The organism is Spirochaetota bacterium, from assembly GCA_034190085.1.
In the GTDB taxonomy this organism is placed as follows: Bacteria; Spirochaetota; UBA4802; order UBA4802; family JAFGDQ01; genus JAXHTS01.
The window spans coordinates 1-3,487 of sequence record JAXHTS010000036.1; the positions used below are offsets into that span (position 1 = coordinate 1).

At 39.1% G+C, this 3,487-nt stretch carries 5 protein-coding genes; 2 read left to right on the forward strand and 3 right to left on the reverse strand.

Annotated features, from left to right (window positions below):
* Both SVZ03_06790 and SVZ03_06795 read left to right on the forward strand, forming a co-directional pair.
* Positions 1 to 1,040: S8 family serine peptidase (locus SVZ03_06790; GenBank protein MDY6933915.1), on the forward strand; the 1,040-nt coding region annotated here is incomplete at its 5' end.
* A 19-nt stretch (positions 1,041 to 1,059) separates the two neighbouring features.
* On the forward strand, positions 1,060 to 1,455 hold the full coding sequence (locus SVZ03_06795) for a hypothetical protein (protein ID MDY6933916.1): 396 nt from the start codon (positions 1,060 to 1,062) through the stop codon (positions 1,453 to 1,455).
* A 333-nt stretch (positions 1,456 to 1,788) separates the two neighbouring features.
* Here SVZ03_06795 and SVZ03_06800 read toward each other — a convergent pair whose 3' ends face one another.
* The 3 genes from SVZ03_06800 to SVZ03_06810 form a co-directional block, all read right to left on the reverse strand.
* Complete coding sequence (locus SVZ03_06800) at positions 1,789 to 2,088, reverse strand: hypothetical protein (GenBank protein MDY6933917.1); 300 nt, start codon at positions 2,086 to 2,088, stop codon at positions 1,789 to 1,791.
* Between the two features lie 115 nt (positions 2,089 to 2,203).
* A complete protein-coding gene (locus SVZ03_06805) occupies positions 2,204 to 3,286 on the reverse strand; it encodes a cyclic nucleotide-binding domain-containing protein (protein ID MDY6933918.1) in 1,083 nt (360 codons plus the stop codon).
* An 87-nt stretch (positions 3,287 to 3,373) separates the two neighbouring features.
* Positions 3,374 to 3,487: IS5/IS1182 family transposase (locus tag SVZ03_06810; GenBank protein ID MDY6933919.1), on the reverse strand; the 114-nt coding region annotated here is incomplete at its 5' end.

Genomic DNA, 3,487 nt, shown 5'->3' on the forward strand with positions numbered 1-3,487 from the left:
AAATTCTTAGCATGAGCCTTGGAGGTCCAGTATATGATCATGCCTATTCAGATGCCATCACATATTCACTTGATCACGATGTTATTGTAGTTGCTGCAGCAGGTAATGGAGGTGATGACGGCATAGGTGATGATAATGATATCACTCCACAGTATCCAAGCAGTTTTTCTCAGGAGAATGTAATTGCGGTTGCGGCGCTTGACCAGGCTTATGAGCTAGCTGATTTCTCGAATTTTGGATCCACAAGCGTGGATGTAGGGGCTCCTGGAACCAATATTTGGAGCGCCTATGATATAGAATTGATTGATTGGGATGTGATAACAAATGATTATTCCAGCGGCTGGACATTGACCGGTGATTGGAATATCTGGGACTATAGTGGTGATGGAAGCCTGTATCTTCTCAGAAATCCCTCAGACTGGTACTTCTCCAATTACGCAAACAATGCTGATGACAGCGCTTATCAAAGTTTTGATCTATCCGGATGGGATGGAGCATTCTTTACATCTGGGATATGTTTTGATTTGCAGGATGGTTATGATTTTCTGAATATATATGCCAGCCCTAGTTCCGGTAATCCATGTTTAGATGTCAACAATTTAGTAGATTACTGGACTGGCACAACACCAGGTTATAACGATCCCCCAGGTTACTATACATTTTATCCATTTGATTTTGATGTCAGTAGTTGTGCAACAAGCACTGGCACAGTGGGGATCAACCTTACGTCCAATGACTCTGTAACGGCAGGCGGGATAGCCCTATGGAATTACTCTTTTTCCCGTATCCACCTTGCAGATAATCTCTATGCCTGCTGGAACGGCACATCAATGGCCACGCCCCATGTTTCCGGACTAGCTGCAATGATATGGGCATACAATCCGGATTACACCTATGCGGATGTAATCAATTCAGTAAAAAATGGCGGAGATGATGTTTCTGCTCTAAGCGGCAATACAACGACAGGCAAAGCGGTTGACGCATGGGGTTCCCTCTGCTACATCAATCAACCAACAGGGGTTACGGCAACCCTCGAATAAGGGGAATAGGCTTAAGGATATGCTAATTCACAATACTATCAGCATGATTAAGGCCACAAGCATTGTGTCAGTCATTCTCATTATGATGTGCTGTTCAAATACCGGCAATTACAATGGGGATCAGCCCATTGTAATAAAGAAATCTCACAATAAACCAAATCAAGGAAAGAACAGGGCACCAGGTGAGTATATCGTCACTGTCCGCGAGGGCAGTGACGATTCGGTCATTTTAAATAGTTTCTCTTCCTATGGGCTAATTAGGATAAAATCTATACATAAATATAAGGGCAGGCATACATACCTGATAAAATTGAAAAAGGACCCAGGGATTGAGGAATTGGAGAAGAGAATCCGGAAATCAGATATGTTATTGCATATTCAGCCGAATTATATTTATAGGATAAACCGTCCATGATATACTCTGACAATTTCTAGGCAGATAAATATTATTACGCTACCAATTCACTTGTTTGACTAACCTTTCACTTTACTCCAGAATCGCCCTAAAAGACATTTTCTCATGATAGTAATTGGTTTTCTTCTCTCTACCTATTAACCCTCGACATAAAGTGCTTGTATGATCCCATTTCAAAATGTAGTGGAGATGAATAAGTAGGGGCGAAGGGCCCTTCGCCCCTACATCGATTACTCCTTTCTCCTTAATTCAAACCTGAATCCATCATCCATCTCAATAGTCAAAAAATTTCCCTTCAAATCAAAAAGACACTCAACAGTCTCCCTATCATTATCAATGAATAAGGATCAGATTTTGACCATTTACATGATAGCATCCATTAGCATTCGTTTCATCCCAATTGAACATGAAGCGACGATCTCGTTGAAATAGAAACACAGCGCGTCCTGGTTCTGTTACTGGTTCCGTGTTATTAAAGATGGGACCATCGGGGTATGTTATCAAGGAGCTTGACCAGCGTCCGACAAGCTTATGCTCAAGCATATGGAAATTACATAATGCACACCCTGATTGATATCCAACCGATGTAATTATCAGGAAAAGAAGAATTCTCATTAAAACTGATTTTATCATTAGCTCCACGTCTAGTCAAATATTCCACTCATCTTGCCGGAGAAGACTACTATCCCCTTCTCATTGAAATATTGCATACATCCCCGCGTGAAAATAATTGAAATCATTCCCCTTTTCACCTTGTATGTTGATTTATGCTTTTCTCTAATCTATCCACTAAGGCCTGTAATTCTTTATACCCTTTTTTCTCATATAGATCGGAAATGCTCTTTTCAAGATCAATTAGGTGAACCTCAGCGCGTTCTCTACTTAAAAATCCAGCCACCTTTTCTGTGGTCTTTCTCTGCTTAGATGCTTTATTCTGCATCTGTTCATCAATATTTTCAATTATTTGAAAATTATTGTATATCCTTTTTGATAGCGTTTCACTAATCTGAAGAAAAATATCCTCATGAGTTCTATGAAATTCTTGCAGATTGTCCTTTTTAATAATAGATAGGACAACTCGATCAATGGCTCTTAGTGTCGCTGTTCTTGTTTCCCCTAAAAGGAGCGCAATCTCTCCTATAACAGTTCCTGGCTTATCAATCCTAGCAACCTCATTTTCATTTATCAAAACTCCAATCATCCCCTTGTTTAATATATACATTTCACTCCCCTCTTCACCCTCTTTGCATATTATCGAGTTTGGAGAATATGAAATGTTAAACTCATCCAAAACCTCCTTTTTCACTTCCAGTTGCATACCGCTTTTCTGATGACTAAATATTTTTCCCGTTTCAAATATCAATTCATTCTTAAACCTCTCTCCAAGTTGTATGATATCTGGAAATTTTGTCTTTTTCCCCAAATCCAACAATGAATTGGCAATGTCAAAATAGGTCTTGGCAATCTCATGCACTACTCTAACGTCTTCTGTCTGAGTCGACTGTCTTTTGGATAAAATTTCATTTGTGATTTTTATCATCTTAGCTAGGAAAATGTTCAAATTGTAACCAATGCTATACTTATGTATCAGCTTTTTCAGATTTTTGGGAGATATTTCATCAAGTTCCGAATCGTCATCTTTATATAGGTTATAAGACCTATAATAATAAGAATCCGAATTGAAGTTTAATATTATTTCACTGGCAGCAACAATCAAATTCCTTCCGGTTATCTTATATAATTCCCCATCCTGTATCTCAAAATAAACGTTACCATTCCGTAATAGATATGCGCAATTAGCTTCATCATAAGAATTAAATATCTTTTCCATAATAATTACTCTAATAAGACAGTAGGCGCGAAGGGCCCTTCGCGCCTACATCTATCAGGTCTAAATAGATTCGTTCCCTTTAAGAGCCTATTCCAGTAGGCCAGTTGCTCTCCATGTAATGATTCCGCATGCGATGTGCAACATTGCAAGAAAAGTATCAGCTCTTTTTTCCCATCGAACAAGAATCCTCCGGAATCGATT